Origin of the sequence: Lentibacter sp. (assembly GCF_965657785.1) — a bacterium.
Taxonomy (GTDB): Bacteria; Pseudomonadota; Alphaproteobacteria; order Rhodobacterales; family Rhodobacteraceae; genus Lentibacter.
Genome location: NZ_CBFHPP010000026.1, coordinates 1 through 26404, shown reverse-complemented (window position 1 = coordinate 26404; position 26404 = coordinate 1). Strand labels below are relative to the sequence as shown.

Here is a 26404-nt window from a genome sequence, read left to right as displayed (position 1 = left end):
ACGACAACGCGGTCGTGAAGCGGTGTAAATGCCATCTCTCGAGGCTCCTTACGCTTGAGTTTCAATTCAGACCCGTTTCAATCGGGTATTAGCACTCACCCCATGCGAGTGCCAACGCGGCATAGCTAAGGTCGCTTCGGGGGTGAGTCAAGGACAGGCTCTGTGAAAATTTTAAGAGAGCTGCAGATGGCCCCTGCCAAAGCATAGCAAACACCCCGCTTGCCTCCCCCGCCCCAAGCGCATAGCGTTTTTAACAAACATCCATGAGGTCCCTATGCAGATCAAAGCCAATGGCATTTCCCTTGAGGTGCAAGATCACGGCAATCCGGCCAACCCCGCCCTGATCCTCATTCGCGGCCTCGGAACCCAGCTTGTCCACTGGCCCGACAATCTGATCAGCGGCTTTGTCGCCGCAGGGTTTCGTACACTTGTCTTTGACAACCGCGATGTCGGCCTGTCCCAGCGTTTTGATCAGACAGGCGTGCCCTCAGACGCCGAAGAGATCATTGCCGCCGCCGCAGAGGGCGCCCCGCTCCAGAGCGCCTATACATTAAACGATATGGCCGATGATGTGATCGGGATCATGGATGCGCTCGATATCAAGCGCGCCCACATCTTCGGGATATCCATGGGCGGAGCAATTGCACAACTTCTTGCCCTCACTCACGCAGACCGCCTGCTCACCGACACAATCGTGATGAGCACCTGCCGCCCGCTGGTCGAGCGTGGGGCCGTGGCCGAGCTTTTGCCAAAGCTGGTCGCCCGTGACGATACTTCTCTTGCAGAGGCCCAAGACGCGCTGGTTGCCGAATATGGCCTCTGGGGCAGCCCGGGCTACCCCGCCGAGGACGGCTTTATCCGCGCACAGGCCAAGGCCGCCTACCTGCGTGGCGGGCCAAAAGCCGCGGGCATCAACCGCCAGCTTCTGGCAACAATGGCCGCCCCCGACAGACGGCCAGCCCTCAAAGCACTTGCCCTGCCCTGCTGCGTCATACATGGCCTCGACGACACGCTGCTTCTCGCCGCCCTCGGCGCCGAGATTGCCGCGCATATCCCCGATAGCGTCTATCATCCGATCAAAGGCATGGGGCATATCATAACCCCTTTGCTTGCGCCTGAAATCATTCGGATCGTGTCAGATTTTATCCGCAAAGCCGCCTAAACAGGCGCTTTTGTCTCTCGCTCAATTGCAAGCATCACCCGCCACGTCGTCACAATTATTGGCCAAGCCGCCGTAAAGGTTGTGGTATGCGGCCTCACTGATCTGAACTTGCACAAGGTTTTCGTTTGCTGCGAAATCTGAGCTACAAGCAGAGAGGCTAGAGATCAGTGCGATCGCAACCGCGAAAAGGGAAAAAGATTTACTGGTCATTGGGCAGCTCCAAAAAATATACAGTTTTAAACTTTAATCATGTCTGAGAAAACCACAAGCGCAAGATCATACTAAAGGTTAAGAGCGGCTTGCCCTGCCGCGCTAAGTGCGTAGACGCCCGCCGACTGCTTTTCAAACCAGCCGTAATGATTGGCCCGCATCATCGTTGTCGCGCGCTCAACCCCGGTGGCCTCCTTCACATCCCGCCCGCGACTCGGGCCATACTCGGCCAGATGGCGCGCACATTTTTCAGCCTCTTGCCGATAGGCCGTGACAATGGTCATGCGGGTCATACCGCCCTCGTTCGGATCGCCCTCGCGCGCGTCAAACTCGCGCATCAAGGCGGCGGCCTTGAGCTTTGACTTGCGGGGCTGAAACGGCGCTGGGTCGCTATGGGCCTGCGCCGTCCCCGCCTCAAGATCAACCGATAGAACCCCAAGCCCAAGCCGTTTGCACAGCCCCACATTGGCCTTGAATGCCTTCCAGCCCGCACGCCCCTTCCAGCGTGGCACAGCGACATACACACTGTCGCTGATCCGTTGGCGCGCGACGGCCTGATGCATCAGTTGCAGCGAAAACCCCGTCTTCAACTCGACAATCAAGGGCGCTTCCGCTCCGCGCCGCGCCACAACATCCGCCGCGCCGACCTCGCCTTTGACCTCATAGCCCAGACCTACCAGATAGGCTTTCACAGGGGCGTAAAGCGCTGTTTCTTTTATCTTTGCCATAAGAGGCAATTTGCCCCGCGCCTCCCCGCGTGACAAGCCCAGATCTGCGGCTTATAAGGCCCGCAAATCAGTGTAATCTCAGGAGCAGTTTTGATGACAACCCTTGTTTTGGGCCATAAATCCCCCGACACCGACAGCACAGGCTCGCCCATACTCTGGGCATGGTATCTCAACGACGTCAAAGGCCAGACAGCCGAGGCCGTTTTGCTTGGAGAGCCAAATACCGAAGCGGCGTTCCTGCTCGCAAAATGGGATCTCCCAAAGCCCCGCATCATCAGCGATCTGGACGCCAACCAGCCCTGCGTGATCGTTGATACAAACAATCCCGCCGAGCTGCCCGCAGGCGTGAACGACGCCGATGTGCAAGCGATCATTGATCACCACAAGCTCGTTGGTGGACTCGAAACAAAAGGCCCGATCGAAATCACGATCCGCCCGCTTGCCTGCACCGCCACGATCATGATTGACCTCATGGGCGATGACGCCGCCCAGATGCCCGATTGGGCCAAAGGCACAGCGCTCACCTGTATTCTCAGCGACACGCTCGCATTCCGCTCGCCCACAACCACGCCACATGACAAAGCCGTGGCAGAGCAGCTCGCCAGCGATCTGGGGATCGACATTCCGGCCTACGCCGCCGAAATGTTTGCGGCCAAATCAGATGTGTCGGCCTTCTCTGACGCCGAGCTTCTGCGTATGGACAGCAAGGAATATGAAGTCGCAGGCACAAAATTCCGTGTCTCGGTGCTCGAAACAACTGCGCCCGACACAGTGCTCAGCCGCAAGGCAAGCCTGATGGCTGCCATGCCAAGCGTCGCATCAGAAGATGGCGTAGAGCAAGTGCTGCTTTTTGTTGTGGATATCCTCAACGAAGAAGCCACCCTGCTTGTGCCGAATGATCTGGTTAAAACAGTTGCCGAGAAGAGCTTTGGTGCGACTGTTTCCGGCGATGCCGTGGTGCTTCCAGGCATTATGAGCCGCAAAAAACAGATCATCCCGAGCCTCGCGCTCTAAGCACCTTCACAGGAGCGCCACCCGCGGCGCTCCTTATTTTCATGCTGCTTCTCGCCAAATACGCCCTGTTGCTCAATCTGTTCACACTGGCCGCTTTCGGCTGGGACAAGTCCAGCGCACGCCGCGACCGGAACAGGGTCGCAGAGCTAAACCTCCTCCAATTGGGCTTTTTCGGAGGATGGATCGGCTTGAAACTCGGCCAGCGCCTCTTCAATCACAAAAAAGCGCCACATCCCTTTAACAAAAAGCTCAACCGCGCAATCTGGATCAATTTTATCGGTCTCACCATAGCGGCGGTGTTGTCTCAAGTGACAACATGGCTGCCTGCGCTGTTGACGATCCTTTATGGGCCACCCCCTGTCTAGGGCGCTTCGGGCAGACCTCTTCGGTCACATCCCGCGACCTCTTTCAATGTGCCTCCGCCCCTGACATAACACGGCCAACCCCCAAAGGAGCCACATCATGACCCGTATCATTCCCGCCCTTAGCGAAATCTCTGCGCAGTATGATGCGCTGTTTGTAGATCTTTGGGGCTGCGTTCATGATGGTGTCACAGCTTACCCCGAGGCCGTTGCTGCGCTGCGCGCCTATCGCAAATCAGGCGGCACTGTGATGCTCGTTACAAATTCGCCCAAGCCCCGCGAAGGCGTCGCGGCACAGCTTGGTCAGTTCGGCGTGCCCGAAGACGCCTATGACAGCATTGCAAGCTCAGGCGATTCTGCCCGCGCCGCGTTGTTCCGTGGCATGGTCGGAGAGAAAATCTATTTTATGGGCGAATGGGCGCGGGATGCGGGCTTTTTTGAACCGCTTGAAATCATTGACACACCCGCAACAATCACCCGCGTGCCGCTCGCCGAGGCCGAAGGGATCGTGTGCTGTGGCCCGTTTGACCCTATGGCCGATCCCGCAGTCAACCGTGCAGATTTTCTCTATGCCAAGCAAAAAGGCCTCAAACTGCTCTGCGCCAATCCCGATATCGTCGTGGACCGTGGCGAGGTGCGCGAATGGTGCGCGGGCGCTCTGGCTGCGCTTTATACCGAAATGGGCGGCGAGAGCCTTTATTTTGGCAAGCCCCACCCGCCAATCTATGATCTGGCCCGCCGCCGCCTCGCAAGCCTGAAAAGTAAGGTCGACAGCTCGCGCATTCTCGCCATTGGCGACGGAATTCACACCGACATCCAAGGCGCTCAGGGCGAAGACATTGACTCGCTCTTTATCACAGGCGGCTTGGCCGCCGCCGAAACAAAGACCAAAGACCAGCCCGACGAGAAGGCCCTCGCCGCCTTCGTAGAAGCAGAAATGGTCACACCCACCTACGCAATCGGACGTCTCCGCTAAACAGGGGATATCGATTTTTTGCTTGATCTTGCTGCAACTGCAAAGTAATTATGTTTCAATACCGAGGTTTCATTATGCCTAATGTTACCCTCAAACAAAGTCAGCCGCAGCACGAGAGAGAGGGCTCAATGTTGGACAATCTGCCCCGTGGAACCATCACCATCGAAGAAATCGAGATGGGAATGACGCGTCACTTGCGCAAAACCGTTACCGATGAAGACATTGAAATGTTTGCGCAGGTCTCCACCGACAGAAACCCTGTGCACCTTGATGACGACTATGCGCGCGACACCATTTTTGAGGGCCGTATCGCCCATGGTATGCTCACAGCAGGCCTTATCTCCGCCGTGATCGGCGAGCAGCTCCCGGGTCACGGAACCGTCTACATGGGCCAGTCTCTCAAGTTTCTAGGCCCCGTGCGCCCCGGTGATACCGTCCTCGCCGAAGTCGAGGTGATCGGAATTGATGTGGCCAAACGCCGTGTCCAGCTTGAAACCCGTTGCTTGGTGAATGGCAAAAAAGTCCTGATTGGCGAGGCCACAGTTTTGGCCCCCTCCGGAAAGTTTGACTGACAAATTAATAGAGTGGCACGCCTCACCGCGTGTCATCCCCCTGCACAGCCCCACAAGATGTCGCAGAGCCTCTTGCGCCTTGCCGTCCCTGAGGCTACCCAAGCGCTATGCGTGTGATCCATTCCTATCATAACACCCCTGTTGCCGACCGTGGCGCAGCCGTCGCCATTGGCAACTTTGACGGCGTGCACCTCGGCCACCAGTCGGTGATTGATATCGCCCGCACCACAGCCGAGCAAACCAACGCGCCTCTCGGCGTTTTGACGTTTGAGCCACACCCCCGCGCCTACTTCGCGCCGCAGACAGCCGCCTTTCGCCTCATGAGCCCTGCGGCACGGCGCAACAGGCTGGCAAAGCTCGGTGTCACACATCTCTATGAGTTGCCCTTTGATGCCGCCCTCGCAGCCCTCACGCCCGAAGACTTCGCCCGCGATGTCATAAGCCACGGCCTCGGCCTGTCTCATGTGGTGATCGGGCAAGACTTCTGCTTTGGTAAAGCCCGCGCTGGCACCGCCGAGGATCTTATCCGCTTCGGAGACACCTTCGGTTTTGGCGTCAGCATTGCCCCACTGCTTGAAACACAAGGCGCGCAAGTCTCCTCAACCGCCATTCGCACCGCTCTCAGTGAAGGCCGCCCGCAAGATGCCGCCACAATGCTTGGCCATTGGCACAGACTCGATGGCGCTGTGCTGCACGGCGAAAAACGGGGGCGCGAGCTTGGCTTCCCCACCGCCAATATGGATATCAGCGGCCTGCACCTGCCCAAATTTGGTGTTTATGCTGTTCAGGTCGATGTGCTGACAGGCCCCCACGCGGGCCATTACCAAGGTGCCGCCTCTCTCGGCACACGCCCGATGTTTGGCGAAAACACGCCCAATCTGGAAAGCTTTATTTTTGACTTCAAAGGCGATCTCTACGGCGAAACGCTCTCTGTAGCGCTTGTTGAATATCTGCGCCCCGAAGAAACTTTCGCAAGCCTTGAGGCCTTCATTGCCCAGATGCACGCCGATTGCGACAGGGCGCGCGCCCTCCTGAGTGCGCTATGAACGAGCCGCAAGACCCCATCGCGCGCGAGGGCCTCGCGCCCAAATTCTGGGAGCAGAAAAAGCTCTCTGAAATGTCTGCGAAAGAATGGGAAGCGCTCTGTGACGGCTGCGGCAAATGCTGCCTGAACAAGCTTGAAGACGAAGACACAGGCGAAGTCGCCCTTACCCGTGTGGCCTGTCGACTGTTTGATGATACGAGCTGCCGTTGCGCCCAATACGACACCCGCCACCAGTTTGTGCCCGAATGTATCAGCCTCAAGCCCGAGACACTCGACAGCCATCTCTACTGGATGCCGACCACCTGCGCTTACAAACTGCTCTGGGAAGGGAAGCCTCTTTACGACTGGCACCCCCTGATCAGCGGCACAGCCGAAAGCGTTCACGCCGCGGGCGTATCCATGCAGCATAAAACCCTCCCCGAATTTGAAGTGTCTGAAGACGATTGGGAAGACCATATCATAGAGGAGCCGATCTAATGTATTTTGCATCCGACAACGCAGGCCCGGCACATCCGGAAGTTCTGGCTGCAATTGCAGCGGCCAATACAGGCTATGCTATGCCCTATGGCGCCGATACGATTATGGATGAGGTGCGCGCCCAAATTCGCACTCTGTTTGAAGCCCCCGAGGCCGCCGTCTATCTCGTTGCAACAGGCACAGCAGCCAACGCCTTGGCCCTCGCAACCATGTGCGCGCCTTATGAGACGGTTTTTTGCTCTCCCACCGCCCATATTCATGAAGACGAGTGCAACGCGCCCGAGTTTTATTCCTCCGGGGCCAAGCTCACGCTTGTCGGCACCGAAGATCAAATGACAGCTCAGGTTTTACGCGAGAGCATAGAAGCCGAGCAGACAAGAGGCGTGCACGGCCCACAGCGTGGCCCCGTCTCAATCACCCAAGTGACAGAACGCGGCGCGGTTTATAGCCTCGCCGAAATCAAGGCTCTGGCCGATGTGGCAAAGTCTTTTGGCCTCGGGGTGCATCTTGACGGCGCTCGCTTTGCCAATGCTCAGGCCGCTCTGGGCTGCACGGCGGCAGAGATGACATGGAAAGCCGGCGTTGATGCCGTGTCTTTTGGCGGAACTAAAAACGGCTGCATGGGCGTTGAGGCTGTCATTTTCTTTGACCCGTCCAAAGCTTGGGAGTTTGAGCTGCGTCGCAAGCGCGGCGCGCATCTCTTCTCAAAACACCGCTACCTCTCGGCCCAGATGCAAGCCTACCTCACCGATGACCTATGGCTTGCCTCGGCCAAACGCGCCAATGCCCATTGTGCACGGCTCGTGAGCGGCCTTGGCACCGTCCCAGGCGCACGCATCACCAATCGTCCAGATGCAAACATGATTTTTGCCGAGCTGCCGCGCGCCGCGCACCAGCGCCTCGCCGCAGCGGGGGCGCGATACTATGTGCTGTCTGGCGATGTCGAAACGGGTGATCCGGATGCGCTGCTGCCGTGTCGGCTGGTTTGCGACTGGTCAATAACAGACGCTTTGATTGACCAGTTTATCGGGCACGCCAAAGGCTAGGGGCAGACATCTTCAAATTCAGGCGCTTTTGGTGCGTGTTTTTCTTGTCCATACTGCCTGCCATATACATTGCCACATAGGCTGCCACACGGCGAATTGCGCCCTAATCACGCCTGACTTCGTTATGACGGTAGCAGCTTGTGAGATGGTCATTGACCAGCCCACAGGCCTGCATCCAGGCATAAACAATCGTCGGGCCACAGAACTTAAATCCTTTTTTCTTCAAATTTTTTGAAAATACTCGCGATATTTCAGTCTGCGCGGGAACCGCCTCCAAACTCTCCCATTGGTTTTGAAGCGGGGCACCACCAACATAACTCCAGCAATGGGTGGCAAAGCCCTCAGCCGCTTCTATCTCAAGATAGGCCTGCGCATTTGTAATCGTCGCCTCTATCTTTCCTTGATGCCGAATGATCCCTGCATTCGCCAACAAACGCTGCACATCAGCCTCCCCCCATGTCGCAATGATTTCGGGATCAAACCCTTGAAAAGCTTCTCTAAAATTCTCCCGTTTGCGCAAAATAGTGATCCAGCTCAACCCGGCCTGAAAGCCATCCAAGACCAGCTTTTCCCAAAGCGCCCGACTGTCATATTCAGGCACCCCCCATTCTTCATCATGGTATTTTACATAGAACGGATCCGCTCCATGCCATCCACATCTTGTCTGATCAGTGTCATGCGTTTTCATTATTCAGCTCAATTTTATTAGGTTTTTTCCTTTAAACGGTTGTTAGCACATCCCGCGTAACGCTCCCACTCAAAGAGGCATCACTCGGGAATGACACGATGAAGAACATTCGACGGCCAGCGGCAAGCCATGGGACCGACCCGATCAATCCCTTGGGATATGCCGTGTCCATGCGGGACAAATCCGTCATGCAAATGGTTGAAACCGCCCTTAACAAAAAGCAGGTCTTGCTCGCCTACCAACCCATTATGCACGCTCAAGACCCTGAAAAGGTTGCCTTTTACGAAGCCCTTCTGAGACTGACAGACGAAACAGGGCGCATTATCCCAGCCAAAGATTTCATCCGCGAAATCGAAGCCACAGAGCTGGGGCGCATCATGGATTGCATCGCATTGGAGAAAGGCCTTCGCACTCTCGCGCGGCAGCCAAATCTGCGCCTCTCGATCAATATGTCCGCCCGCTCGATAGGCTATCCGCGCTGGATGCGCACACTCAAGCAAGGCTTGCAGCGCAACGTAACGGTGGCAGAGCGACTGATCCTCGAAATCACCGAAAGTTCAGCCATGACAGTTCCCGAACTGGTGGTTTCCTTTATGAGCGAGATTCAAGCCAAAGGAGTCAGCTTCGCCTTGGATGACTTCGGAGCGGGCTATACCTCATTCAGCTATTTGCGCGATTTTTACTTTGATATCATTAAAATAGACGGGCAATTCATCAGAGGCATCGCGCAAAATCCCGACAATCAAGTCCTCACCAGTGCCCTGAAAGCCATTGCTGATCAGTTTGATATGCTCACCGTGGCCGAGTTTGTCGAAAACGGGGAAGATGCGGCCTTTCTTGCCAAGATCGGGATTGACTGCTTACAGGGATATTACTTTGCCGCGCCGACAATCAGCCCGATTTGGGAACGTGCCCCAGAAAGCGAGCGTCGTGCCTGACCCTGCGTCGCTTGGTCATCTCAGAGTTATTGCCGCAATGCGGCAAATGCGGTATGCCACTCCCAACAGCTTGCGCTAGGACCTTAGCGCAGCGTTTTCTGGGAAAGGACTGTTCATGACTAATGTTGTAATCGCCTCTGCTGCCCGTACGGCAGTCGGATCGTTTGGGGGATCGTTTTCAAACACGCCTGCACACGACCTCGGCACCGCCGTTTTGGAAGCCATTGTCGAGCGTGCGGGCATCTCTAAAGACGAGGTCAGCGAAACAATTCTTGGTCAGGTTCTGACAGCAGGCCAAGGCCAAAACCCTGCACGCCAAGCTCATGTCAATGCGGGCTTGCCGATCGAGAGCTCTGCTTGGAGCATCAACCAGGTCTGCGGGTCAGGCCTGCGCGCTGTCGCGCTTGGCGCGCAGCACATCCAGCTTGGAGACGCAGACATTGTAGCGGCTGGCGGCCAAGAAAATATGTCCCTCAGCCCCCATGTCGCGCACCTGCGTGACGGTGTGAAAATGGGTGATACCAAATACATCGACAGTATGATCCGCGACGGTCTTTGGGATGCGTTCAACAGCTATCACATGGGACAAACCGCCGAAAATGTGGCCGAGAAGTGGCAGATTAGCCGCGATGAACAAGACGCATTTGCCGTTGCCTCCCAGAACAAAGCAGAGGCAGCCCAAAAAGCAGGCAAGTTTGCTGACGAGATTGCAGCATTTACTGTCAAAACGCGCAAAGGCGAAACAATCGTCAACGCAGACGAATATATTCGTCACGGCGCGACCATGGAAGCAATGCAAAAGCTGCGCCCGGCCTTCACCAAAGACGGGACAGTCACAGCCGCCAATGCGTCCGGCCTCAATGATGGTGCTGCGGGCGTTCTCTTGATGAGCGCAGATAATGCAGAAAAGCGTGGCATTGAGCCGTTGGCCCGTATTGTCTCCTACGCAACCGCGGGGCTTGATCCATCTATTATGGGGGTTGGTCCTATTTATGCGAGCCGCAAGGCTTTGGAAAAAGCCGGCTGGAGCGCGAGCGATCTTGATCTGGTAGAGGCAAACGAAGCCTTCGCTGCTCAAGCTTGTGCTGTAAACAAAGAGATGGGCTGGGATCCAGAAATCGTGAATGTGAATGGTGGTGCCATTGCAATCGGGCATCCAATCGGCGCTTCGGGCTGCCGCGTTCTCAACACGCTCTTGTTTGAAATGAAACGCCGTGACGCCAAAAAGGGCCTCGCCACATTGTGTATTGGCGGCGGTATGGGGGTTGCGCTTTGCGTGGAGCGTCCATGACTTGAAAAGTCTTTATTGAGACTTGAGCAAGGCGTCCCAAAATGGGGCGCCTTTTTTATGGAATTCCTCAATTTGCTTGCGCAACATTATTGCTTAAACTATAATCTATTTGAAACAGCATTACGCACAGAACACTGGAGAAAGACATGACACGGACGGCATTGGTCACTGGCGGCTCGCGCGGGATTGGCGCGGCGATTTCAAAAAAACTAAAGGCCGAGGGCTATAATGTTGCCGCAACCTACGCGGGCAATGATGAGGCCGCGGCGGCCTTTACCGCGGAAACCGGAATCAAAACTTACAAATGGAATGTTGCCGATTATGAAGAGTCAGCGGCAGGCATTGCCAAGGTCGAGTCCGAGCTTGGCCCGATTGATGTTGTTGTCGCAAACGCAGGTATCACACGCGATGCGCCGTTCCACAAAATGACGCCGCAACAATGGCATGAGGTCATCGACACCAACCTAACGGGCGTTTTCAACACGGTGCATCCGCTTTGGAACGGTATGCGCGAGCGCAAATTTGGCCGTGTGATTGTGATCAGTTCGATCAACGGCCAGAAGGGCCAGTTCGCACAGGTGAACTATGCGGCGACCAAAGCTGGCGACTTGGGGATTGTAAAATCACTGGCCCAAGAAGGCGCGCGCGCAGGGATTACGGCCAACGCGATTTGCCCCGGATATATTGCAACCGAAATGGTGATGGCCGTGCCCGAAAAAGTCCGGGAGTCGATCATTGGGCAGATCCCGACGGGCCGCCTTGGCGAACCTGAGGAAATTGCGCGCTGCGTGGCCTTCCTTGCCTCTGATGATGCGGGCTTTATTAACGGCTCTACGATCTCGGCGAATGGTGGGCAATTCTTCGTCTAAATGAGCCAAAAGACAGCTCAAAGCCGCGATGAAAATCGCGGCTTTTTCTATGTAAACGCCACAAAAAAACGCGCCCCTAAACTCAGGAGCGCGTTGAAAATAATAGGAAAATCAGGCTGATGTTGTCTCGAAACGCGAGATTTGCTCTTTGATTTTCAATTTCTGTTTTTTGAGGTCGGCGATTTCGGCGTCTGAGGCGCTGGGCGTGCGTTGAAGATGTTCGACACGGTCCGAAAGAGTCTGATGTTTTCTCTTCAGTTCTTCGATGTGGGAATTCAAGCTCATTTCAATCTCCTCATTGTTACGTTGCTGTTACAGTCGAGCATATCATAGATAGTATGTCACGCCGCAGTTGCGAGAGGATCGGCAAAAAATAGCGTCAAGTGTCGGGAAACCGCAACGCTGCTGCGTCGCGCAAGACGCCGCTGATCTGGGAGGTGTAACTTTCGCCATCAACGGTATGAGCCGCCCCCTCATGCATGAGTAGGCCCGCGTGCAGACGAAATGCGGCGCGGCCCGAGTGACGGGCGCGCAAAAGCACAAGCTGCGAGGCCTGCCCTGCACGCGGCAAAACGGGCCAAAGCTCAACCGAGCCCAAATAAGCGGGCAGGCCTGCGAGCAACTCGGGCACACGCTCCGCACGGCAAATGAGCGTCAGATAGCCTTTCGGCTCAAGCCGTCGCCCAGCAGCCTCAAGCCAGAGCGGGAGGGAGGCGCCGCCGAGGGCGGTTTCGCGGGTCTTGTCTGGCGCTTTTGAGCCTGTCTGACGATCAAAGTAGGGCGGATTGGTTATCACATGGTTAAAGCGCCGCTCCTTCAAGAGAGCGGGCATCAGCGCCACATCTCCCTGGTGAACCGTGAAACTGATTCTGTTCTCAAGCGCGTTTTGTGAGGCCAATTCGGCGTAGAGCGGTTGAAGTTCAAGGCCATGCAGCTCCAAGCCCGCGACACGCCGCCCCAGACAGAGCGCGGCGGCCCCTGCCCCACAGCCCAGATCAAGGACACTGTCGCCCGCTTTGGCGGGGATACTGGCGGCCAAGAGAACGGGATCGACCCCAGCACGGTAGCCCTGCTTTGGTTGCCAAAGCTTTAAGCGCCCGCCGAGAAAGGCGTCTTGCGTGAGATCGGGGGGAGTCTCAGGGCCGCTCATAGACCTCAAGCCCGTTGTCGCGCAGCGCCTTGGCTGCGGCCTCGTAATCGGCCTCTACAACCATCAGCCGGCGTGGAAAAATCCCGATGCCGCCTTCCAGCACGCTCATATTTACGTCCATTTCAAACACGGCTATACCCTCGCCCTGAAGCAATGCTTGGGCAAAGGCCAGATCGGCCATATTGTTTGTGCTAAGAAGTTGTTTCATAAAGTGAATATGACCATTCGGCAGCAAATGTCGAGACGTCTGACGGGAGCGTGAAGAGCTTGAACGGATCGGCAAACAAACCGCACGAGAGACTGGCCGCACATTTGGCCGCAGGCATGGAGGCGGTCAACGTCTTGATCCGCGCGCGGATGGCCTCCGAACACGCGCCGCGCATCCCTGAGGTGACGCAGCATCTGGTCGAGGCGGGCGGCAAACGCCTGCGCCCGATGCTGACGCTCGCGGCGGCCGAGCTTTGCGGCTATGATGGCCCCTATCATGTGCATCTCGCAGCGACCGTCGAGTTCATCCACACAGCGACCTTGCTGCATGATGATGTGGTCGATGAAAGCGAAAAGCGGCGTGGGCGGCCCACGGCTAACCTCTTGTGGGACAACAAAAGTTCTGTTCTCGTTGGCGATTATCTGTTCTCTCGGTCCTTCCAGCTTATGGTGGAAACGGGCAGTTTGCGGGTGCTTGATATTCTTGCCAATGCCTCGGCGACGATTGCCGAGGGCGAGGTTTTGCAACTGACTGCGGCGCAGGATCTGGCGACGACAGAGGCGATTTATTTGCAGGTGGTGCGCGGCAAGACAGCGGCGCTGTTCTCGGCCGCAACCGAAGTGGGCGGCGTGATCGCGGGGGCGCCAGAGGCGCAGGTGACGGCGCTTTATGACTATGGTGATGCGCTTGGGATCGCCTTCCAGATTGTGGATGATTTGCTTGATTATCAGGGCGTTAGCGGCGCTACGGGCAAGAACATCGGCGATGATTTTCGCGAGCGCAAACTCACTTTGCCTGTGATCAAAGCGGTCGCCAAGGCGACGGCGGAGGAGCGCGCCTTTTGGCAGCGCACCATTGAAAAGGGCGACCAGCGCGAGGGCGATCTTGAGTATGCGCTTGAATTGCTCAAGACACATGGCGCTTTAGAGGCGGCACGTCAGGACGCTTTGGGCTATGCGGCCAAGGCGCGCACAGCGCTTCAGGCCCTGCCAGAGCACCCGCTGCGCGGGATGTTGGATGATTTGGCGGAATTCGTTGTTTCAAGGATCAGTTAACCCAGCGCACAGGCGGGTTAACGGAGATTTGAGCGCTGATTCTAGGGGGGTGATATGTGTGCACCCCCCGTGCACCATGCGTGCACCCCCCCTTCACCACAAACGTTAACAGAGATTAACTTAATGGCGCGTGCGCAGGCGGGCCGCCAAAAGCGGCTGGGCTGATCTCTTTCAAAGAGGTTACCCCACCGCGCGCTTCGGGGCCCTTGGCGCGGCGCGGGATTTGGATATTTTTGGCAAAAAGAAAGCCAGAGGCGGCGCAGACATCGGGCGGCGGGCGCGGCGGCTTTAGAAGGCCTCTGGGTTAGAAGGCCTCTGGGCGCGCCTCGCGGGCCATGTGATCGAGCACGGCGTTGACGAAGCTGGCCTCTTTGCCCTCGGGGTGGAAGGCGCTGGCGATATCGACAAACTCCGTGATCACGACTTTGGGCGGCGTCTCTGTCTGGCTCATCTCGGCCCCGGCGGCGCGGAAGAGCGCGCGCAAGGTCGGGTCGATCCGGCCAAGCGGCCATTTGGCGACGAGGGCGCGGTCTGTCATCTGGTCGATCGCGGCTTGGTAGCTGACGGCGTTTTCCATCAGGGTGGCAAAGAGCGCCATGTCGCCGTCCTGCATATCGCCCTCCTCATAGGAGGCGCCGAACCGGTGCTCGGAAAATTCGGCCATGACGGCTTCGACGGTTTGCCGGGACTGCTCCATCTGAAAGAGCGCCTGAACGGCGTAGAGCCGAGCGGCGGATTTCATTTTGCGGATCTGGTTGCCTGAGAGCGTCATGCGGTTGGGTTGCCTTTGGTTGATTGGGCCAGCTGATACTCTTCAGATTCGGGCTTGAACCCTGGGGTGGCGCGCTGAGCGCCCCATTTACGGGCGAGCGCGACAAGATGCAAGGCTGCTGCGGCGGCCCCTCCGCCTTTGTTCATATCGGCGGGGTTGGCGCGCTCTTCGGCTTGGGCCATGTTTTCGACGGTCAGGATGCCGTTGCCGATCATCAGGCCTTGCAGGCCCAGAAGCGTGAGGGCGCGGGAGCTGTCGTTGCAGACTGTCTCATAGTGTGTGGTGGCGCCGCGAATGACGCAGCCGAGGGCGACGTAGCCGTCATAGCTCGAGAGGCGCTCGGCGGTGGCGATGGCGGTGGGCACTTCGAGCGCGCCGGGCACCTCGATGAGATCGCTGGTGGCGCCTGCGGCGGCGATTTCGGCGCGCGCGCCTGCGATCATGTCGTTGGTGATGTCGCGGTAGTAGGGGGCGACCACGATCAGGAGCTTGACGGGCGCATCAAAGCTCGGGCGCGGCAGGATGTAGTGGGTTTGGGAACTTGCCATGGGTCAGGCCTCTGTGATCGGGCGTGTGCCGGTGATCGAGAGGCCATAGGCGTCGATCCCGACATAGACGGTTTTGGGGGAGTTGGTGAGCAGGGTCATTTCGGTGATGCCGAGGCTGGCGATGATCTGGGAGCCAAGGCCTGTATGTTTCACAATGCGCGGGGCGTCTTCGTCGGCGGCGAAGGTCAGGCGCGGATGCGGCTCGCGAAAGAGGATCACCGCGCCACGGCCTTCGGCGGCGACAATACGCATGGCTTTGTGAAGCTCGTCAGCGGGCGTCGGGCCGAGGCCGAGGACATCTTCAAGCTCGTTGAGCGCGTGGGTGCGCAGCAGGACTGGCTCGGGCGTTGTGACATCGCCTTTGAGGAGCGCGATATGCTCTGTGCCGCTGATCTCGTCGGTAAAGACGCGCATATCCCATGTGCCGCCGAACTCGGAGGTGACGCTCTCTTGGCGGATCTCGCGCACGAGGTTGTCATGGGTGGAGCGGTAGGCGATCAGATCGGAGATCGTCCCGATTTTGAGGCCATGAGCGGCGGCGAAGTCAACGAGGTCTGGCAGGCGGGCCATGGTGCCATCGTCTTTCATGATCTCGCAGATCACGCCAGCGGGCTTGCAGCCAGCGAGGCGGGCGATATCAACCGCAGCCTCTGTATGGCCTGCGCGCACAAGGACGCCGCCGTTGCGGGCGCGCAAGGGAAAGACATGGCCCGGGGTGGCTATGGCGGCGGCGGTGTTTTTCTCGTCAATCGCTGTGGCGATTGTCAGGGCGCGGTCTGAGGCCGATATCCCTGTGCTGACGCCTTCGCGGGCCTCAATCGACACAGTGAAGGCTGTTTCGTGGCGCGAGGAGTTGTTCACCGCCATCATCGGCAGGCCCAAGCGGTCGATCCGCTCGGATGTCATAGGCAGGCAGATCAGGCCGCGGCCATGGGTGGCCATGAAATTGACAGCGGCGGCATCGGCAAATTCGGCGGCGATCACCAGATCGCCTTCGTTTTCGCGGTCTTCGTGATCGACGAGCACAAACATCTCGCCTGCGCGGGCGGCGGCAATGATCTCTTCAATCGGAGATATCGCGTTTTTGAGGCTCGCTTCCAGCGGTCCGGGGGTCATATATGCGTCGCTCATGGGGGCCTCATTGATTGCGCAGACGGGATTAGCAGGAGGCCGCGCTTTTGACCAGAGCCAGCGCAAAAACAGGGCGAAAAGGGTGAAGGTGAAGGTGAAGGTGAAGGTGAAGGTGAAGGTGAAGTGTTTCCGTTAACCTTTTGTTAATAAATGTGTAATATCACATTTCTTTTCGCTGCGGCGTCGTTTATCTCGCAACAGCTTATTGTGATGGGATTTTGACCTAAGCTTGCACCGCAACCATGAGGCCAAATATGATTAACCCTGCTCATCTTCAGGCAGCTTTGCGCCCAAAGGGCACTCCTATTCTTCGGTTTCGCGGGATGCGACTGTGGTTTGCCACATTTGCGATTTTGATCAGCAGCTACAGCTTTGGCACCAATCTGTATGGGCGTGACTTCTGGCTTCGGCCTGATCACGAGGGGGCGGCGACCACTCTGGTGACATGGCTCTGCATCGTTTTGATTGGGATTGCTTTTTATATCAGGCGCTTGGGCCTGCCGCGTAGCTTGACCTATGGGTTGACGGCGCTGGCGCTGGCTGTGGCCGCAGTGAGCCGCGTTCTGCCGCACAATCTCTTTCTGGAGGAGATGGGGCTGAGTGGGCGCATGGGCTGGAACACCTTCGGGCTGATCTGGTTTCTGGGCCTTGCGGGCCTGTTGCGGCGCAGCGCGCTGAATTTTGCAGCGCTCTGTATGTTTATGGCGCTGGCGATCGGGCTGAATGTTCTGATCGGCTATAGCTTCGGGTTGAGGCTTCCTCTGGGGGATATGGCGTTTGGAACGACATTGGCTTTGGTTGCTCTGGGGCTGGCGACGGCCACGCTTTTTACCGGCTTCAAGCCGACGCGCATTCTGTTTCGCCGCTCCAGCATCGGGGGGATCACGCGGGCTTTGGTTCTGACCAGTGTGCTCGCGCCGCTGGCCTCGGGGCTGCTCCTGCACCATCTTGTGAACACCACCGAACAGGGCGTGCCTTACGAAGCCTGCGTCATTTCCTTGATTGTATGGGTTGGCGTCTTTAACGCCGTGCGCGCGGGGCACAAGCTTCAAAACGCGGATGTCTTGCGACGCCGCGCGGAAACGCGATTTGCCAAGTTGGCCACCATTGACAGCCTCACAGGCTGTTTGAACCGCACAGGTGTGGCGCTGGCTTTGGGTTGTGACGGCCCGTCAGCAGAGGGCCGTGCGCTGGCGCTGATTGATCTGGACCACTTCAAGCGGATCAATGACACTTACGGGCACAATATCGGCGACCGTGTTTTGCAAGAGGTGCGGCCCGCTTTGGCACCGCATTTGAAGACGGGAGAGAGCCTTGGGCGTTGGGGCGGCGAAGAATTTGTGCTCTGTTTGCGCGAGAACGACGTTGGCCTTTTGAGCTGCAGGATTGACCAAATGCGCAAGGCGCTTGAGGAGATCCCTGCGCGGATCGCGGCGACGGGGGCAGAGGCGCCGAAACGGGTGAGCGCTTCGATCGGCGTCAATCTCTGCGCGGCGGGGGACCACTTTGAAGTTGCGCTTGCCAAGGCGGATGAGGCGTTGTTTGCGGCCAAGCGTGCGGGCCGCAACCGTGCTGTGCTTTACCGCGAGATGAACCGTATGGCGGGGGCAGCCCCCGCCCTGAACTGAGGGTTTGCCCTCAGAACTGCCAGAGGCTTGGCACAAAGCGGTAGGCGTCGCCCTCGCGCATGACATGGCCGACCCCCGGGAAGGGGAAGTGATAGCCCAGAAGCGCGATGCGGTCTGATGCGGCCATATCAAGAAGCGCCTCGCGGGTTTTGACTGTTTGTTCGCCGTCTGAATCAAAGCCGTTGAACCACTTGGGCTGGGCAAAATTTGTCCAGGCGTGGCTCATGGCGTCGCCGAGCGCGATCAGCGCCTGACCGCCGCTTTCAAGGCGCACGGACATATGGCCGGGGGTATGGCCCGGGGTATTGATCAGCGTGACGCCGGGCACGACCTCGTGGCCCTCGCCCGCCAAGGTCCATTCGACGCCGTCTGTGGCAAAGCTGTTGACCGCGCCCGCCACGAACTGGAGCATTTCGGGGCTGACCTGATCGGCGAGGCCGTCTTGAGACCAGTAGGCGTGCTCGGCCTCGCCAATGATATATTCGGCTTCGGGGAAGAGCGGCTCGTCAAAGTCATCGCGGATGCCCCAGATGTGATCAGGGTGGGCGTGGGTGATGACCACATGGGTGATGTCTGAGGGCGTGAGGCCTGCGGCTTCCAGATTGCTGACAAGGCGGCCCGTGGTTTCAAACCAGCGGTTGCCGGAGCCGACATCAACGAGGACCTTGGCCTCGGCTGTCTCGATCAGGAGGTGGTTGGTGTGGCTGTAGCCCTCTTCGGGCGAGAGGTAATGCGCGCTGAGGAAGGCTTGCACCTCTTCGCGGGGGGCGTTGACGCCAAGGCCCGTTGTGGGCACGGAGAAAAAGCCGTCAGACAGGATTGTGAGCTGGGTCTCGCCCATGGAAAAGCGGAAAACGCCGCCATTGCCTGCGGCGGGCGCACCGAGCGGGGCGGCAGAGGCCTGTGCCAGCGAGGCGGGCAGCGCAAAGGCGGGCATGGCGGCGGCGATTTTGAGAATATCACGGCGGGTTGGTTTGATCAGGCTCATGGCAGTCTCCCTTATTTGATTTCGGGGGAGTCTAGGGCCACGCGCGCCAAACGCAATGCTTTTCGTGAATATGTTAGGCGGTTTCGGCGAGGCGAGCGACGTAGCGCGCGAGCGTGTCGATTTCGAGGTTGATCAGATCGCCAACCTGAGCCGCGCCCCATGTTGTCGCCTCTTTGGTGTGGGGGATGAAGTTGATCCCGAAGCTTGTGCCTTCGACCTCATTGACCGTCAGGGATGTGCCATTGAGGGCCACCGAGCCTTTGGGCGCGATGAAGCGGGCCAGATCTTTCGGGGCTTCAAGCGTCACGCGGGTGCTGTCGCCTTCGTCTTTCATCGCGGTGATCTTCGCGACGCCGTCGACATGGCCCGAGACGATATGGCCGCCGAGCTCGTCGCCGACTTTGAGCGCGCGCTCCAGATTGACGCGGCCACCTTTGAGCCATGTGGAAATATTGGTTTTGGCCACGCTTTCAGCGGAAATCTGAACATCAAACCAGCCCTCGCCCAGCGCAATGGCTGTGAGGCAGACGCCGTTGCAGGCGATGGAGGCGCCGATATCGACTGTTTTGGTGTCATAAGACGTGCCAATGCGTGCGCGCAGATCGCCGCGCTGCTCAAGCTCGAGGATGGTGCCGATATCTGTGATGATGCCTGTGAACATGGGACTGCCTTTCGCGCTGTTGCGGATTAGTAGCGCGGGCGCAGGCGGGCTGCAAGAAAGCGCTGGCCTTTGGCGACGCATTCACCATATTTTCACCACAGTCCATGTATAGGGTAAGGGTCAAAGAGATACCGAAGAGTATAAGACATATGGGCAAAATCACTGGCGATCACCGCGTTTTTCTGTTTTTGCAGGGGCCGCACGGGCCGTTTTTCCACCTTTTGGGAAAGATGCTGGCGCGCGCCGGCGCAAGCGTGTGGCGTGTCGGGTTTAACGCGGGGGACCGTGCCTTTTGGTTTAGCCCGAAGAGCTACATCCCCTATCGCGGCAGGCTGGCGGAGTGGGAGGCGCGCTTTGGCGAGATTGTTGCTGAAAAGGGCGTCACCGATATTGTGCTTTATGGCGATACGCGCCCCATTCATGCCAAGGCAGTGGCGGCGGCGAAGGCCTTGGGCCTTGGTGTTCATGTCTTTGAAGAGGGCTATATGCGGCCCTATTGGGTGACCTATGAGCGCGGCGGAAGCAACGGCAACTCGCGGCTCATGAAGATGTCGCTGAGCGAGATGCAGGCGGGGCTGGCGCATTCGGATATGGACACGCCCTTGCCCCCTGCCCGCTGGGGCGACACGCGCCAACACGTGTTTTATGGTGCGTTGTATCATTGGTTTGTGATGTTTCGGAACGGCGATTATCGCAACTTTCAGCCCCATCGCGCGCTGAGTGTCACAAAAGAATTCCAGCTTTATCTCAAGCGCCTGCTCTTGATGCCGTTTCAGGCGCTGGAGCGGGGCGTCGCCACATGGCGGATCCGCCACGGCGGCTTTCCCTACCATCTGGCGCTGTTGCAACTTGAGCATGACAGCAGCTTTCAGATGCACTCGCCGTTCAACACCATGACCGAGTTTCTCGAAGTGGTGATGCGCGGCTTTGCCGAGGGCGCGCCAAAGCACCACCACCTTGTTTTCAAGGCCCATCCGCTAGAGGACGGGCGCGTGCCCCTCAGGCGCGAGATCAAACGACTGGCTGGCGCGCTTGGCCTGAAGGGCCGTGTGCATTATGTGCGCGGCGGCAAGCTGGCTGCGCTCTTGAGCGATGTGCGCAGCGCTGTGACTGTGAATTCGACCGCCGCGCAGCAGGTTTTGTGGCGCGGTATTCCGCTGAAGGTCTTTGGCCGCGCGGTCTATGACAAGCCTGAATTTGTGGCGACAGAGCCGCTGGCGGCCTTTTTCAGCGCCGCAAAGCGGCCAGACCACAAGGCCTATCAGGCGTATCGGCGCTACTTGCTGGAGACCAGTCAGGTTCCGGGCGGGTTTTACTCTTCGCGCGGGCGGCGCCAGCTGATGCGTATGGTTGTCGATATGATGCTGACGCCCGATGATCCTTATGAAGCTCTGGAAGCGGGAACCGCGGCACCGAGGCAACAGTTGCGCCTTGTGCAATAAGCGGGCGCAAGTCTAACGCTTTATTTTTAAATCGATATGGGTTACGCTCACCTCAATAACGGCGTGCAAAGTGCTGAATCTGAGGCAGAATAATAATAGGTCGAGGAGACCGAGCAGTGAAACCCGTAACTCCGAGCTGGGCGCGTTTTGTCGCGCTGATTGCTGCGCTTGCAGTGGTATCATCATGTGGCTTGCCGCGTTCAGGCCCCAATAAAAGAGAAATTTTCGCAGGATCGGTGCAAAAAAGCGGCGATGCTTTTGTTATCTCGGTCAATGACCGCGTGACCCGCACGACAGCGATTGTGCCGGCGCTCGGCTTTTCGGATGCGTTCAAAAACGCAGGTCTGATCGGCTCGGACACGATCCGCCCCGGCGACACGCTGGGCCTGACGATCTGGGAAAACGTCGATGATCCGTTGCTTGGCTCATCCGGCGCTGCGGGCGCGGGTGCGGCTGTGCTGGAAGAAGTGCAGGTCGATGCGGCTGGCTTTATCTTTATTCCTTATGCGGGGCGCATTCGCGCGGCGGGCAACACGCCCGAAGCCATCCGCAAGACCATCACGCGCAAACTCGGCGAACAAACCCCTGATCCCCAAGTTCAGGTGCGTCGCCTTGCAGGCGATGGCGCAAGTGTGAGCCTTGTAGGGGCGATTGGCGGCCAAGGGATTTTTCCGATCGAGCGGCCCACGCGCACGCTTTCAACCATGCTGGCGCAGGCTGGTGGCATCACGATTGCACCCGAGATTGCCCAGATCACTGTGATCCGTGGCACGATGCGCTCGAAGGTCTGGTTTCAGGACCTCTACAAGCACCCTCAGCTTGATATCGCGCTGCGCGATGGCGACCGTATTCTTGTCGAAGAAGACACCCGCAGCTTTACCGCGCTTGGCGCGACAGGCACGCAGGCGCGGGTGGCCTTTGAGAGCCAGACTTTGAGCGCGATTGAAGCGATTGCGCAGGTGGGCGGGCTGTCAACTTCGGCGGCGGACCCGACAGGCGTCTTTGTGTTCCGCAACGAGCCAGCCGATATTTCAAATATGGTCATGGGCCGTGACGATCTGATTGGCGCGCAGCGACTTGTCTATGTGCTCGACCTGACCCAGCCGAACGGGATGTTCCTTGCGCGTGACTTTTCGGTCCGTGACGGCGACACGCTGTATGTGACCGAAGCGCCGTTCACCCAGTGGGACAAGACGATTTCTGCTTTGACCGGCTCTTTGGCGACGGTGGATACGCTCTCGACACTTGGCACTGGCGGCTAAGGCCAAGTGGCTGATCTAAAAGACAAAGAACAAGCCGCTGGCGCTGAGGAGCGCCGGCGGCTTTCTTATTACACCGCCGGTTTTTTGCGCCAGCGCCGTGTGCGGCGGATATTGGAGCTGTCGGGGTATGATCTGACGCTTGGCCGCGCCAAAGCAGAGGGGCTTGTCGCCGTTTGGGGGCGCTCGCCCTATGCCGCGCGGGGCGAAAAGGCGGCCAAACGCGCGGGCGCAAAGCTCTTGCGGGTGGAAGATGCGTTTCTGCGCTCGCTGCAGGCGGGGCGTGCAGGCGAGCCGCCTTTGGGGCTGATGCTGGATGACATCGGGGTTTATTTTGACGCGAGCGCGCCTTCGCGGCTGGAACAGATTCTAGCGCATGATCGGCTCGACAACACAGACGAGCTGAAGCGCGCTCATGCGGGGATCGCGCGGATCAAAGAGGCGCAGCTGAGCAAATATGCGAGTTATGACCTTGAGACACCCTGCCCTGAGGCGGGATATGTGCTTGTGATTGACCAGACCCGCAAGGACGCCTCTGTGACCTATGGCAACGCAGATGCGAACACGTTTAAGGAAATGCTTTACTATGCGCAGGAGGACAACCCCGGCGCACGGATCGTCATCAAGACCCACCCCGAGACACAGGCGGGCTATCGGCAAGGCTATTTCAGCGAGGCCGACACCAGCCGCAAGATCAGCCTGTTTGAGGCGCGCGTCAGCCCTTGGGCGCTGATGGAGGGGGCTGTCGCAGTCTATACTGTCACCAGCCAGATGGGCTTTGAGGCCATATTGGCAGGGCATCGGCCACAGGTCTTCGGCCAGCCGTTTTATGCGGGCTGGGGGCTGTCGGAGGATCGCAATCCGCGCACCCTGCCCCGCCGTGGGCGGGTGTTGACGCGGGCGCAGCTTTTCTTGGGGGCCATGATTAAGACGCCGACGTGGTATGATGTGCATAACGATTGCCTCACGTCGTTTGAGACGGCGCTTGGCAGCTTTGAGGCCGAGGTGCGCGCATGGCGCGAAGACCACAAGGGCTGGAGCGCGGCGGGAATGCGGCTTTGGAAACGTGCGCCTTTGCAGCAGTTTTTCGGGCGCCACGGGCGGCTGCGATTTGTCGATACGCCCAAGCCCGACGGGCGGGCGATGATCTGGGCGGGCAAGGCGCAAGACGGCGACAAACGGCTGCGCCTTGAGGACGGGTTTTTGCGCTCCCGCGGGCTTGGGGCGGCTTTGACGCCGCCTTTGAGCCTCGTTCTGGACGATCTGGGGATCTATTATGACCCGACGCGCGAGAGCCGCCTTGAACGGCTGGTGCAGTCGCGGGCCAACCTCAGACCCGACCAGAGCGCGCGTGTGCGCAGCCTGATTGAGGCGATTTGCGCCCAAGGGGTGACGAAATACAACCTCAAGGGAGAGGTGCCCGCGCTGCCTGAGGGGCGGCGCATTCTTGTGCCTGGACAGGTGGAGGACGATGCGTCGATCCGGCTTGGGGCGGGAGAGATTTGCACAAACCTTGGCCTGTTGGCGGCCGCGCGGGCGGCAAACCCCAAGGCGATCCTTGTGTTCAAGCCCCACCCTGACGTCGAAGCAGGGCTGAGGCCTGGCGCGGTTGCGGCGCAGGATCTGGTCGGGCTGGCGGATGTTTTGGTGGAAAATGCGGATGCGGCGGCGCTTTTGGATCAGGTTGAGGAAGTCTGGACCATGACCTCGCTGATCGGGTTTGAAGCGCTTTTGCGCGGCCTGAACGTCACCACCACGGGCGCACCGTTTTATGCGGGCTGGGGGCTGACCACGGACAAAGGCCGCGTGCCGGCGCGGCGCGGGCGGCACGTGAGCCTTGAGAGCCTCGCCCATGCGGCCTTGATTGACTATCCGCGCTATTTTGACCCTGTGAGCCAGCGCCCTTGCAGCCCCGAGCTTGCGCTCAGGCGGCTGAGCGAAGGCGGCTTTCGGCGCGGCCCTGCCAACCGGCTTCTGGCAAAGCTTCAGGGCGTCTTTGCGAGCTATGCCCGTTTCTGGCGCTGATTGAGGCGAGAGCGCCACAGGGGAACCAAACTGCCACATTCCCCCTTTAGCCTATCTTGGGGGTGCATTTGCCCCCTACCCAAAGCCTAGCGGCTGGCCTATAGTGCCTGTGGATAAGTGGGGGCCAACCCCATATCTTTTTGAGGCGGAACAAGAAAAGAAGGGGGACGGCCTATGCGCTGCCCGTTTTGCGGAAATATCGACACCCAAGTGAAAGACTCGCGTCCTGCGGAAGACCATGTGTCTATCAGACGGCGGCGCTTTTGCCCTGCCTGCGGCGGGCGCTTTACCACATATGAGCGCGTGCAGTTGCGCGACCTTGTGGTCATCAAAACCAACGGCAAGCGCGAAGATTTTGACCGCGACAAGCTTGAGCGCTCTATTCGTATGTCTATGCAAAAGCGCCCTGTTGAGCCTGAGCGGATTGATCAGATGATCTCGGGGATTGTGCGCCGGCTGGAAAGCATGGGCGAAACAGATATCCCTTCGCGGGTGATCGGCGAGATTGTCATGGAGACGCTCGCACGGATCGACACCGTGGCTTATGTGCGTTTTGCCAGTGTTTACAAGAACTTCCAAGCGGCAGACGACTTTGACAAATTTGTCAGCGAGCTGCGGCCAGACGTCAAACCAGAAGACACGTGAGCCGGTCTGACGAGAGCTATATGCGTGCCGCCCTTGGACTGGGGCGGCGCGGGATGGGCCAGACATGGCCCAACCCTGCTGTGGGCTGTGTGATTGTCAACGCGGGCCGTATTGTGGGCCGCGGCGTCACGCAAGCGGGCGGACGGCCCCATGCCGAAACGGTCGCGCTGGCCCAAGCTGGCGATCGGGCACGGGGGGCGACGGCCTATGTCACACTAGAGCCTTGCGCCCATCAGGGGCAGACGCCGCCTTGCGCGAGCGCCTTGATCGCGGCGGGGATCGCGCGGGTTGTTGCGCCGTTTGAGGACAGTGACGCGCGGGTTTCAGGGCGCGGATTTGAGATGCTCAGCGCTGCGGGGATCGAAGTTTCGCTTGGGGTCTGCGCTGAAGAGGCCGCGCGCGACCACGCAGGATTTTTGAAACGCGAAGCCACAGGGCGGCCCTTTGTGACGCTCAAATTGGCGAGCAGTTTTGACGGGCGGATCGCCACCGCGACGGGCGAGAGCCAGTGGATCACCGGCGAGGCGGCGCGGGCCGATGTGCACCGTTTGCGCAGCATCCATGACGCTGTGATGGTGGGCGCGGGCACGGCGCGGGCCGATGACCCCATGCTGACGGTGCGCGGCCATGGCGATGTGCGCCAGCCTGTGCGGGTGATTGTGTCGCGACGGCTGGATATGCCGATGATGGGCAAGCTTGCGATGAGCGCGAAAGATGTGCCGCTCTGGCTCTGCCACGGGGCAGATGCGGACAGCTATTTGACCGAGGCTTGGAGCGGCATTGGCGCGCGGCTTTTGCCTTGTGGTTTGCGCGCAGGGCAGCTTGATATTGTCGCGGTGCTTGATGCTTTGGGCGCGGCGGGGCTGACCCGTATTTTTTGTGAAGGCGGCGGCGCTTTGGCGGCCTCTCTCTTGGGGGAAGACTTGGTGGACGAGCTTGTCGGCTATACTGCGGGGCTGACGATTGGCGCCGAAGGGCTGCCGAGCGTGGGGGCTTTGGGGCTTGAGCGGCTCACGCAAGCGCCGCGCTTTGCGCTTTTGGAGGCGCGGGCGATGGGCGGTGATGTGATGTGCCGCTGGGGGCGCAGGCCCTAACGAAAAAGAGCCCCGAAGGGCTCTTTTGTTTTATTGATCAAGGAAGCTGCGCAGCTTGCGGCTGCGGCTCGGATGCTTGAGTTTGCGCAGCGCTTTGGCTTCGATCTGGCGGATACGCTCGCGCGTCACCGAGAACTGCTGGCCGACTTCTTCGAGCGTGTGATCGGTGTTCATGCCGATGCCGAAGCGCATCCGCAACACCCGCTCTTCGCGGGGTGTGAGCGAGGCGAGAACGCGGGTTGTTGTCTCTTTGAGGTTCTCCTGAATGGCGGAGTCCAGAGGCAGAACGGCGTTCTTGTCTTCGATGAAATCGCCGAGCTGTGAATCTTCCTCGTCGCCAATCGGCGTTTCAAGGCTGATCGGCTCCTTGGCGATTTTCATCACCTTGCGGACCTTCTCAAGCGGCATTTGCAGCTTTTC

29 protein-coding genes are annotated in these 26404 nt (G+C 58.8%); 18 read left to right on the top strand and 11 right to left on the bottom strand.

Annotation, left to right across the window (positions count from 1 at the left end):
- The first annotated feature begins 274 nt into the window (after nucleotides 1-274).
- The gene (locus tag ACTF58_RS11870) at nucleotides 275-1162 is read left to right on the top strand and encodes an alpha/beta fold hydrolase (RefSeq protein WP_438992183.1); all 888 of its coding nucleotides are present in this window, start codon (nucleotides 275-277) and stop codon (nucleotides 1160-1162) included.
- A gap of 281 nt (nucleotides 1163-1443) precedes the next feature.
- On the opposite strand, the gene ACTF58_RS11865 is transcribed toward ACTF58_RS11870, so the two are convergent.
- Entirely contained in the window at nucleotides 1444-2100 is a 657-nt protein-coding gene (locus tag ACTF58_RS11865) for a DUF2161 domain-containing phosphodiesterase (protein WP_438992182.1), read from the bottom strand.
- 93 nt (nucleotides 2101-2193) lie between these two features.
- Here ACTF58_RS11865 and ACTF58_RS11860 point away from each other — a divergent pair, with 93 nt between their 5' ends.
- The 7 genes from ACTF58_RS11860 to ACTF58_RS11830 all read left to right on the top strand — a co-directional run bounded on the left by ACTF58_RS11860 (nucleotide 2194) and on the right by ACTF58_RS11830 (nucleotide 7592).
- Nucleotides 2194-3114 (top strand): manganese-dependent inorganic pyrophosphatase, encoded by a 921-nt coding sequence (locus ACTF58_RS11860; RefSeq protein WP_438992181.1) that lies wholly within the window; start codon nucleotides 2194-2196, stop codon nucleotides 3112-3114.
- A gap of 41 nt (nucleotides 3115-3155) precedes the next feature.
- Nucleotides 3156-3479, top strand: coding sequence for a DUF1294 domain-containing protein (locus tag ACTF58_RS11855; protein ID WP_438992180.1), 324 nt, complete (start codon nucleotides 3156-3158; stop codon nucleotides 3477-3479).
- Nucleotides 3480-3576: 97 nt separating this feature from the next.
- Complete coding sequence (locus tag ACTF58_RS11850) at nucleotides 3577-4452, top strand: TIGR01459 family HAD-type hydrolase (protein ID WP_438992179.1); 876 nt, start codon at nucleotides 3577-3579, stop codon at nucleotides 4450-4452.
- 128 nt (nucleotides 4453-4580) lie between these two features.
- Nucleotides 4581-5024, top strand: coding sequence for a MaoC family dehydratase (locus ACTF58_RS11845; RefSeq protein WP_298804639.1), 444 nt, complete (start codon nucleotides 4581-4583; stop codon nucleotides 5022-5024).
- Nucleotides 5025-5131: 107 nt separating this feature from the next.
- Nucleotides 5132-6070, top strand: coding sequence for a bifunctional riboflavin kinase/FAD synthetase (locus ACTF58_RS11840; protein ID WP_438992178.1), 939 nt, complete (start codon nucleotides 5132-5134; stop codon nucleotides 6068-6070).
- Nucleotides 6067-6546: a YcgN family cysteine cluster protein gene (locus tag ACTF58_RS11835; RefSeq protein WP_438992177.1), complete on the top strand. Its 480-nt coding sequence runs from the start codon at nucleotides 6067-6069 to the stop codon at nucleotides 6544-6546. Before ACTF58_RS11840 ends, ACTF58_RS11835 begins: the two co-directional genes overlap by 4 nt.
- On the top strand, nucleotides 6546-7592 hold the full coding sequence (locus ACTF58_RS11830) for a threonine aldolase family protein (protein WP_438992176.1): 1047 nt from the start codon (nucleotides 6546-6548) through the stop codon (nucleotides 7590-7592). The genes ACTF58_RS11835 and ACTF58_RS11830 overlap by 1 nt, the downstream gene beginning before the upstream one ends.
- A gap of 103 nt (nucleotides 7593-7695) precedes the next feature.
- Here ACTF58_RS11830 and ACTF58_RS11825 read toward each other — a convergent pair whose 3' ends face one another.
- Nucleotides 7696-8280: a DNA-3-methyladenine glycosylase I gene (locus tag ACTF58_RS11825; RefSeq protein WP_438992175.1), complete on the bottom strand. Its 585-nt coding sequence runs from the start codon at nucleotides 8278-8280 to the stop codon at nucleotides 7696-7698.
- A 98-nt stretch (nucleotides 8281-8378) separates the two neighbouring features.
- Between ACTF58_RS11825 and ACTF58_RS11820 the strand changes: the two genes are divergently transcribed.
- The 3 genes from ACTF58_RS11820 (at nucleotide 8379) to phbB (ending at nucleotide 11378) form a co-directional block, all read left to right on the top strand.
- Nucleotides 8379-9218, top strand: a complete 840-nt coding sequence (locus tag ACTF58_RS11820) for an EAL domain-containing protein (RefSeq protein ID WP_438992174.1) — start codon at nucleotides 8379-8381, stop codon at nucleotides 9216-9218.
- A gap of 115 nt (nucleotides 9219-9333) precedes the next feature.
- Complete coding sequence (locus ACTF58_RS11815) at nucleotides 9334-10509, top strand: acetyl-CoA C-acetyltransferase (protein WP_438992173.1); 1176 nt, start codon at nucleotides 9334-9336, stop codon at nucleotides 10507-10509.
- A gap of 146 nt (nucleotides 10510-10655) precedes the next feature.
- Entirely contained in the window at nucleotides 10656-11378 is a 723-nt protein-coding gene (gene phbB / locus ACTF58_RS11810) for an acetoacetyl-CoA reductase (RefSeq protein WP_438992172.1), read from the top strand.
- A gap of 111 nt (nucleotides 11379-11489) precedes the next feature.
- On the opposite strand, the gene ACTF58_RS11805 is transcribed toward phbB, so the two are convergent.
- From ACTF58_RS11805 to ACTF58_RS11795, 3 genes are all read right to left on the bottom strand, one after another.
- Nucleotides 11490-11663 (bottom strand): YdcH family protein, encoded by a 174-nt coding sequence (locus ACTF58_RS11805; RefSeq protein ID WP_438992171.1) that lies wholly within the window; start codon nucleotides 11661-11663, stop codon nucleotides 11490-11492.
- Between the two features lie 94 nt (nucleotides 11664-11757).
- Entirely contained in the window at nucleotides 11758-12528 is a 771-nt protein-coding gene (locus ACTF58_RS11800) for a tRNA1(Val) (adenine(37)-N6)-methyltransferase (RefSeq protein WP_438992170.1), read from the bottom strand.
- Entirely contained in the window at nucleotides 12515-12736 is a 222-nt protein-coding gene (locus tag ACTF58_RS11795; RefSeq protein ID WP_438992169.1) for a putative signal transducing protein, read from the bottom strand. Before ACTF58_RS11795 ends, ACTF58_RS11800 begins: the two co-directional genes overlap by 14 nt.
- A gap of 116 nt (nucleotides 12737-12852) precedes the next feature.
- Here ACTF58_RS11795 and ACTF58_RS11790 point away from each other — a divergent pair, with 116 nt between their 5' ends.
- Nucleotides 12853-13791: a polyprenyl synthetase family protein gene (locus ACTF58_RS11790; protein WP_438992184.1), complete on the top strand. Its 939-nt coding sequence runs from the start codon at nucleotides 12853-12855 to the stop codon at nucleotides 13789-13791.
- A gap of 304 nt (nucleotides 13792-14095) precedes the next feature.
- Here the strand turns inward: ACTF58_RS11790 and nusB are convergent, their stop codons facing one another.
- From nusB to ribB, 3 genes are read right to left on the bottom strand one after another with little or no spacing between them, the layout of a single operon-like run.
- A complete protein-coding gene (gene nusB / locus ACTF58_RS11785) occupies nucleotides 14096-14563 on the bottom strand; it encodes a transcription antitermination factor NusB (protein ID WP_438992168.1) in 468 nt (155 codons plus the stop codon).
- Entirely contained in the window at nucleotides 14560-15111 is a 552-nt protein-coding gene (locus ACTF58_RS11780) for a 6,7-dimethyl-8-ribityllumazine synthase (protein ID WP_438992167.1), read from the bottom strand. The genes nusB and ACTF58_RS11780 overlap by 4 nt, the downstream gene beginning before the upstream one ends.
- Nucleotides 15112-15114: 3 nt before the next feature.
- The gene (gene ribB, locus ACTF58_RS11775) at nucleotides 15115-16242 is read right to left on the bottom strand and encodes a 3,4-dihydroxy-2-butanone-4-phosphate synthase (RefSeq protein ID WP_438992166.1); all 1128 of its coding nucleotides are present in this window, start codon (nucleotides 16240-16242) and stop codon (nucleotides 15115-15117) included.
- Between the two features lie 323 nt (nucleotides 16243-16565).
- Here ribB and ACTF58_RS11770 point away from each other — a divergent pair, with 323 nt between their 5' ends.
- On the top strand, nucleotides 16566-17870 hold the full coding sequence (locus ACTF58_RS11770) for a GGDEF domain-containing protein (protein WP_438992165.1): 1305 nt from the start codon (nucleotides 16566-16568) through the stop codon (nucleotides 17868-17870).
- Between the two features lie 10 nt (nucleotides 17871-17880).
- Here the strand turns inward: ACTF58_RS11770 and ACTF58_RS11765 are convergent, their stop codons facing one another.
- Both ACTF58_RS11765 and ACTF58_RS11760 read right to left on the bottom strand, forming a co-directional pair.
- Entirely contained in the window at nucleotides 17881-18858 is a 978-nt protein-coding gene (locus ACTF58_RS11765) for an MBL fold metallo-hydrolase (protein WP_438992164.1), read from the bottom strand.
- Nucleotides 18859-18931: 73 nt separating this feature from the next.
- Complete coding sequence (locus ACTF58_RS11760) at nucleotides 18932-19519, bottom strand: riboflavin synthase (RefSeq protein WP_438992163.1); 588 nt, start codon at nucleotides 19517-19519, stop codon at nucleotides 18932-18934.
- A 149-nt stretch (nucleotides 19520-19668) separates the two neighbouring features.
- Here ACTF58_RS11760 and ACTF58_RS11755 point away from each other — a divergent pair, with 149 nt between their 5' ends.
- The 5 genes from ACTF58_RS11755 to ribD all read left to right on the top strand — a co-directional run bounded on the left by ACTF58_RS11755 (nucleotide 19669) and on the right by ribD (nucleotide 25984).
- Nucleotides 19669-20961 (top strand): capsule biosynthesis protein, encoded by a 1293-nt coding sequence (locus ACTF58_RS11755; protein WP_438992162.1) that lies wholly within the window; start codon nucleotides 19669-19671, stop codon nucleotides 20959-20961.
- Between the two features lie 116 nt (nucleotides 20962-21077).
- A complete protein-coding gene (locus ACTF58_RS11750; protein ID WP_438992161.1) occupies nucleotides 21078-22223 on the top strand; it encodes a polysaccharide biosynthesis/export family protein in 1146 nt (381 codons plus the stop codon).
- Nucleotides 22224-22229: 6 nt separating this feature from the next.
- Nucleotides 22230-24245: a capsular polysaccharide biosynthesis protein gene (locus ACTF58_RS11745; protein WP_438992160.1), complete on the top strand. Its 2016-nt coding sequence runs from the start codon at nucleotides 22230-22232 to the stop codon at nucleotides 24243-24245.
- A 174-nt stretch (nucleotides 24246-24419) separates the two neighbouring features.
- Nucleotides 24420-24890, top strand: coding sequence for a transcriptional regulator NrdR (gene nrdR, locus ACTF58_RS11740; protein WP_438992159.1), 471 nt, complete (start codon nucleotides 24420-24422; stop codon nucleotides 24888-24890).
- The gene (gene ribD / locus ACTF58_RS11735) at nucleotides 24887-25984 is read left to right on the top strand and encodes a bifunctional diaminohydroxyphosphoribosylaminopyrimidine deaminase/5-amino-6-(5-phosphoribosylamino)uracil reductase RibD (RefSeq protein WP_438992158.1); all 1098 of its coding nucleotides are present in this window, start codon (nucleotides 24887-24889) and stop codon (nucleotides 25982-25984) included. The genes nrdR and ribD overlap by 4 nt, the downstream gene beginning before the upstream one ends.
- 30 nt (nucleotides 25985-26014) lie before the next feature.
- Here ribD and ACTF58_RS11730 read toward each other — a convergent pair.
- The coding region (locus ACTF58_RS11730) for a sigma-70 family RNA polymerase sigma factor (RefSeq protein WP_424203751.1) at nucleotides 26015-26404 on the bottom strand (390 nt) is incomplete at its 5' end.

Coding starts and splice junctions, on each gene's coding strand:
- ACTF58_RS11870 (WP_438992183.1), top strand. CDS start 275: ATGCAGATCAAAGCCAATGGCATTTCCCTTGAGGTGCAAGATCACGGC.
- ACTF58_RS11865 (WP_438992182.1), bottom strand. CDS start 2,100: ATGGCAAAGATAAAAGAAACAGCGCTTTACGCCCCTGTGAAAGCCTAT.
- ACTF58_RS11860 (WP_438992181.1), top strand. CDS start 2,194: ATGACAACCCTTGTTTTGGGCCATAAATCCCCCGACACCGACAGCACA.
- ACTF58_RS11855 (WP_438992180.1), top strand. CDS start 3,156: ATGCTGCTTCTCGCCAAATACGCCCTGTTGCTCAATCTGTTCACACTG.
- ACTF58_RS11850 (WP_438992179.1), top strand. CDS start 3,577: ATGACCCGTATCATTCCCGCCCTTAGCGAAATCTCTGCGCAGTATGAT.
- ACTF58_RS11845 (WP_298804639.1), top strand. CDS start 4,581: ATGTTGGACAATCTGCCCCGTGGAACCATCACCATCGAAGAAATCGAG.
- ACTF58_RS11840 (WP_438992178.1), top strand. CDS start 5,132: ATGCGTGTGATCCATTCCTATCATAACACCCCTGTTGCCGACCGTGGC.
- ACTF58_RS11835 (WP_438992177.1), top strand. CDS start 6,067: ATGAACGAGCCGCAAGACCCCATCGCGCGCGAGGGCCTCGCGCCCAAA.
- ACTF58_RS11830 (WP_438992176.1), top strand. CDS start 6,546: ATGTATTTTGCATCCGACAACGCAGGCCCGGCACATCCGGAAGTTCTG.
- ACTF58_RS11825 (WP_438992175.1), bottom strand. CDS start 8,280: ATGAAAACGCATGACACTGATCAGACAAGATGTGGATGGCATGGAGCG.
- ACTF58_RS11820 (WP_438992174.1), top strand. CDS start 8,379: ATGAAGAACATTCGACGGCCAGCGGCAAGCCATGGGACCGACCCGATC.
- ACTF58_RS11815 (WP_438992173.1), top strand. CDS start 9,334: ATGACTAATGTTGTAATCGCCTCTGCTGCCCGTACGGCAGTCGGATCG.
- phbB (WP_438992172.1), top strand. CDS start 10,656: ATGACACGGACGGCATTGGTCACTGGCGGCTCGCGCGGGATTGGCGCG.
- ACTF58_RS11805 (WP_438992171.1), bottom strand. CDS start 11,663: ATGAGCTTGAATTCCCACATCGAAGAACTGAAGAGAAAACATCAGACT.
- ACTF58_RS11800 (WP_438992170.1), bottom strand. CDS start 12,528: ATGAGCGGCCCTGAGACTCCCCCCGATCTCACGCAAGACGCCTTTCTC.
- ACTF58_RS11795 (WP_438992169.1), bottom strand. CDS start 12,736: ATGAAACAACTTCTTAGCACAAACAATATGGCCGATCTGGCCTTTGCC.
- ACTF58_RS11790 (WP_438992184.1), top strand. CDS start 12,853: ATGGAGGCGGTCAACGTCTTGATCCGCGCGCGGATGGCCTCCGAACAC.
- nusB (WP_438992168.1), bottom strand. CDS start 14,563: ATGACGCTCTCAGGCAACCAGATCCGCAAAATGAAATCCGCCGCTCGG.
- ACTF58_RS11780 (WP_438992167.1), bottom strand. CDS start 15,111: ATGGCAAGTTCCCAAACCCACTACATCCTGCCGCGCCCGAGCTTTGAT.
- ribB (WP_438992166.1), bottom strand. CDS start 16,242: ATGAGCGACGCATATATGACCCCCGGACCGCTGGAAGCGAGCCTCAAA.
- ACTF58_RS11770 (WP_438992165.1), top strand. CDS start 16,566: ATGCGACTGTGGTTTGCCACATTTGCGATTTTGATCAGCAGCTACAGC.
- ACTF58_RS11765 (WP_438992164.1), bottom strand. CDS start 18,858: ATGAGCCTGATCAAACCAACCCGCCGTGATATTCTCAAAATCGCCGCC.
- ACTF58_RS11760 (WP_438992163.1), bottom strand. CDS start 19,519: ATGTTCACAGGCATCATCACAGATATCGGCACCATCCTCGAGCTTGAG.
- ACTF58_RS11755 (WP_438992162.1), top strand. CDS start 19,669: ATGGGCAAAATCACTGGCGATCACCGCGTTTTTCTGTTTTTGCAGGGG.
- nrdR (WP_438992159.1), top strand. CDS start 24,420: ATGCGCTGCCCGTTTTGCGGAAATATCGACACCCAAGTGAAAGACTCG.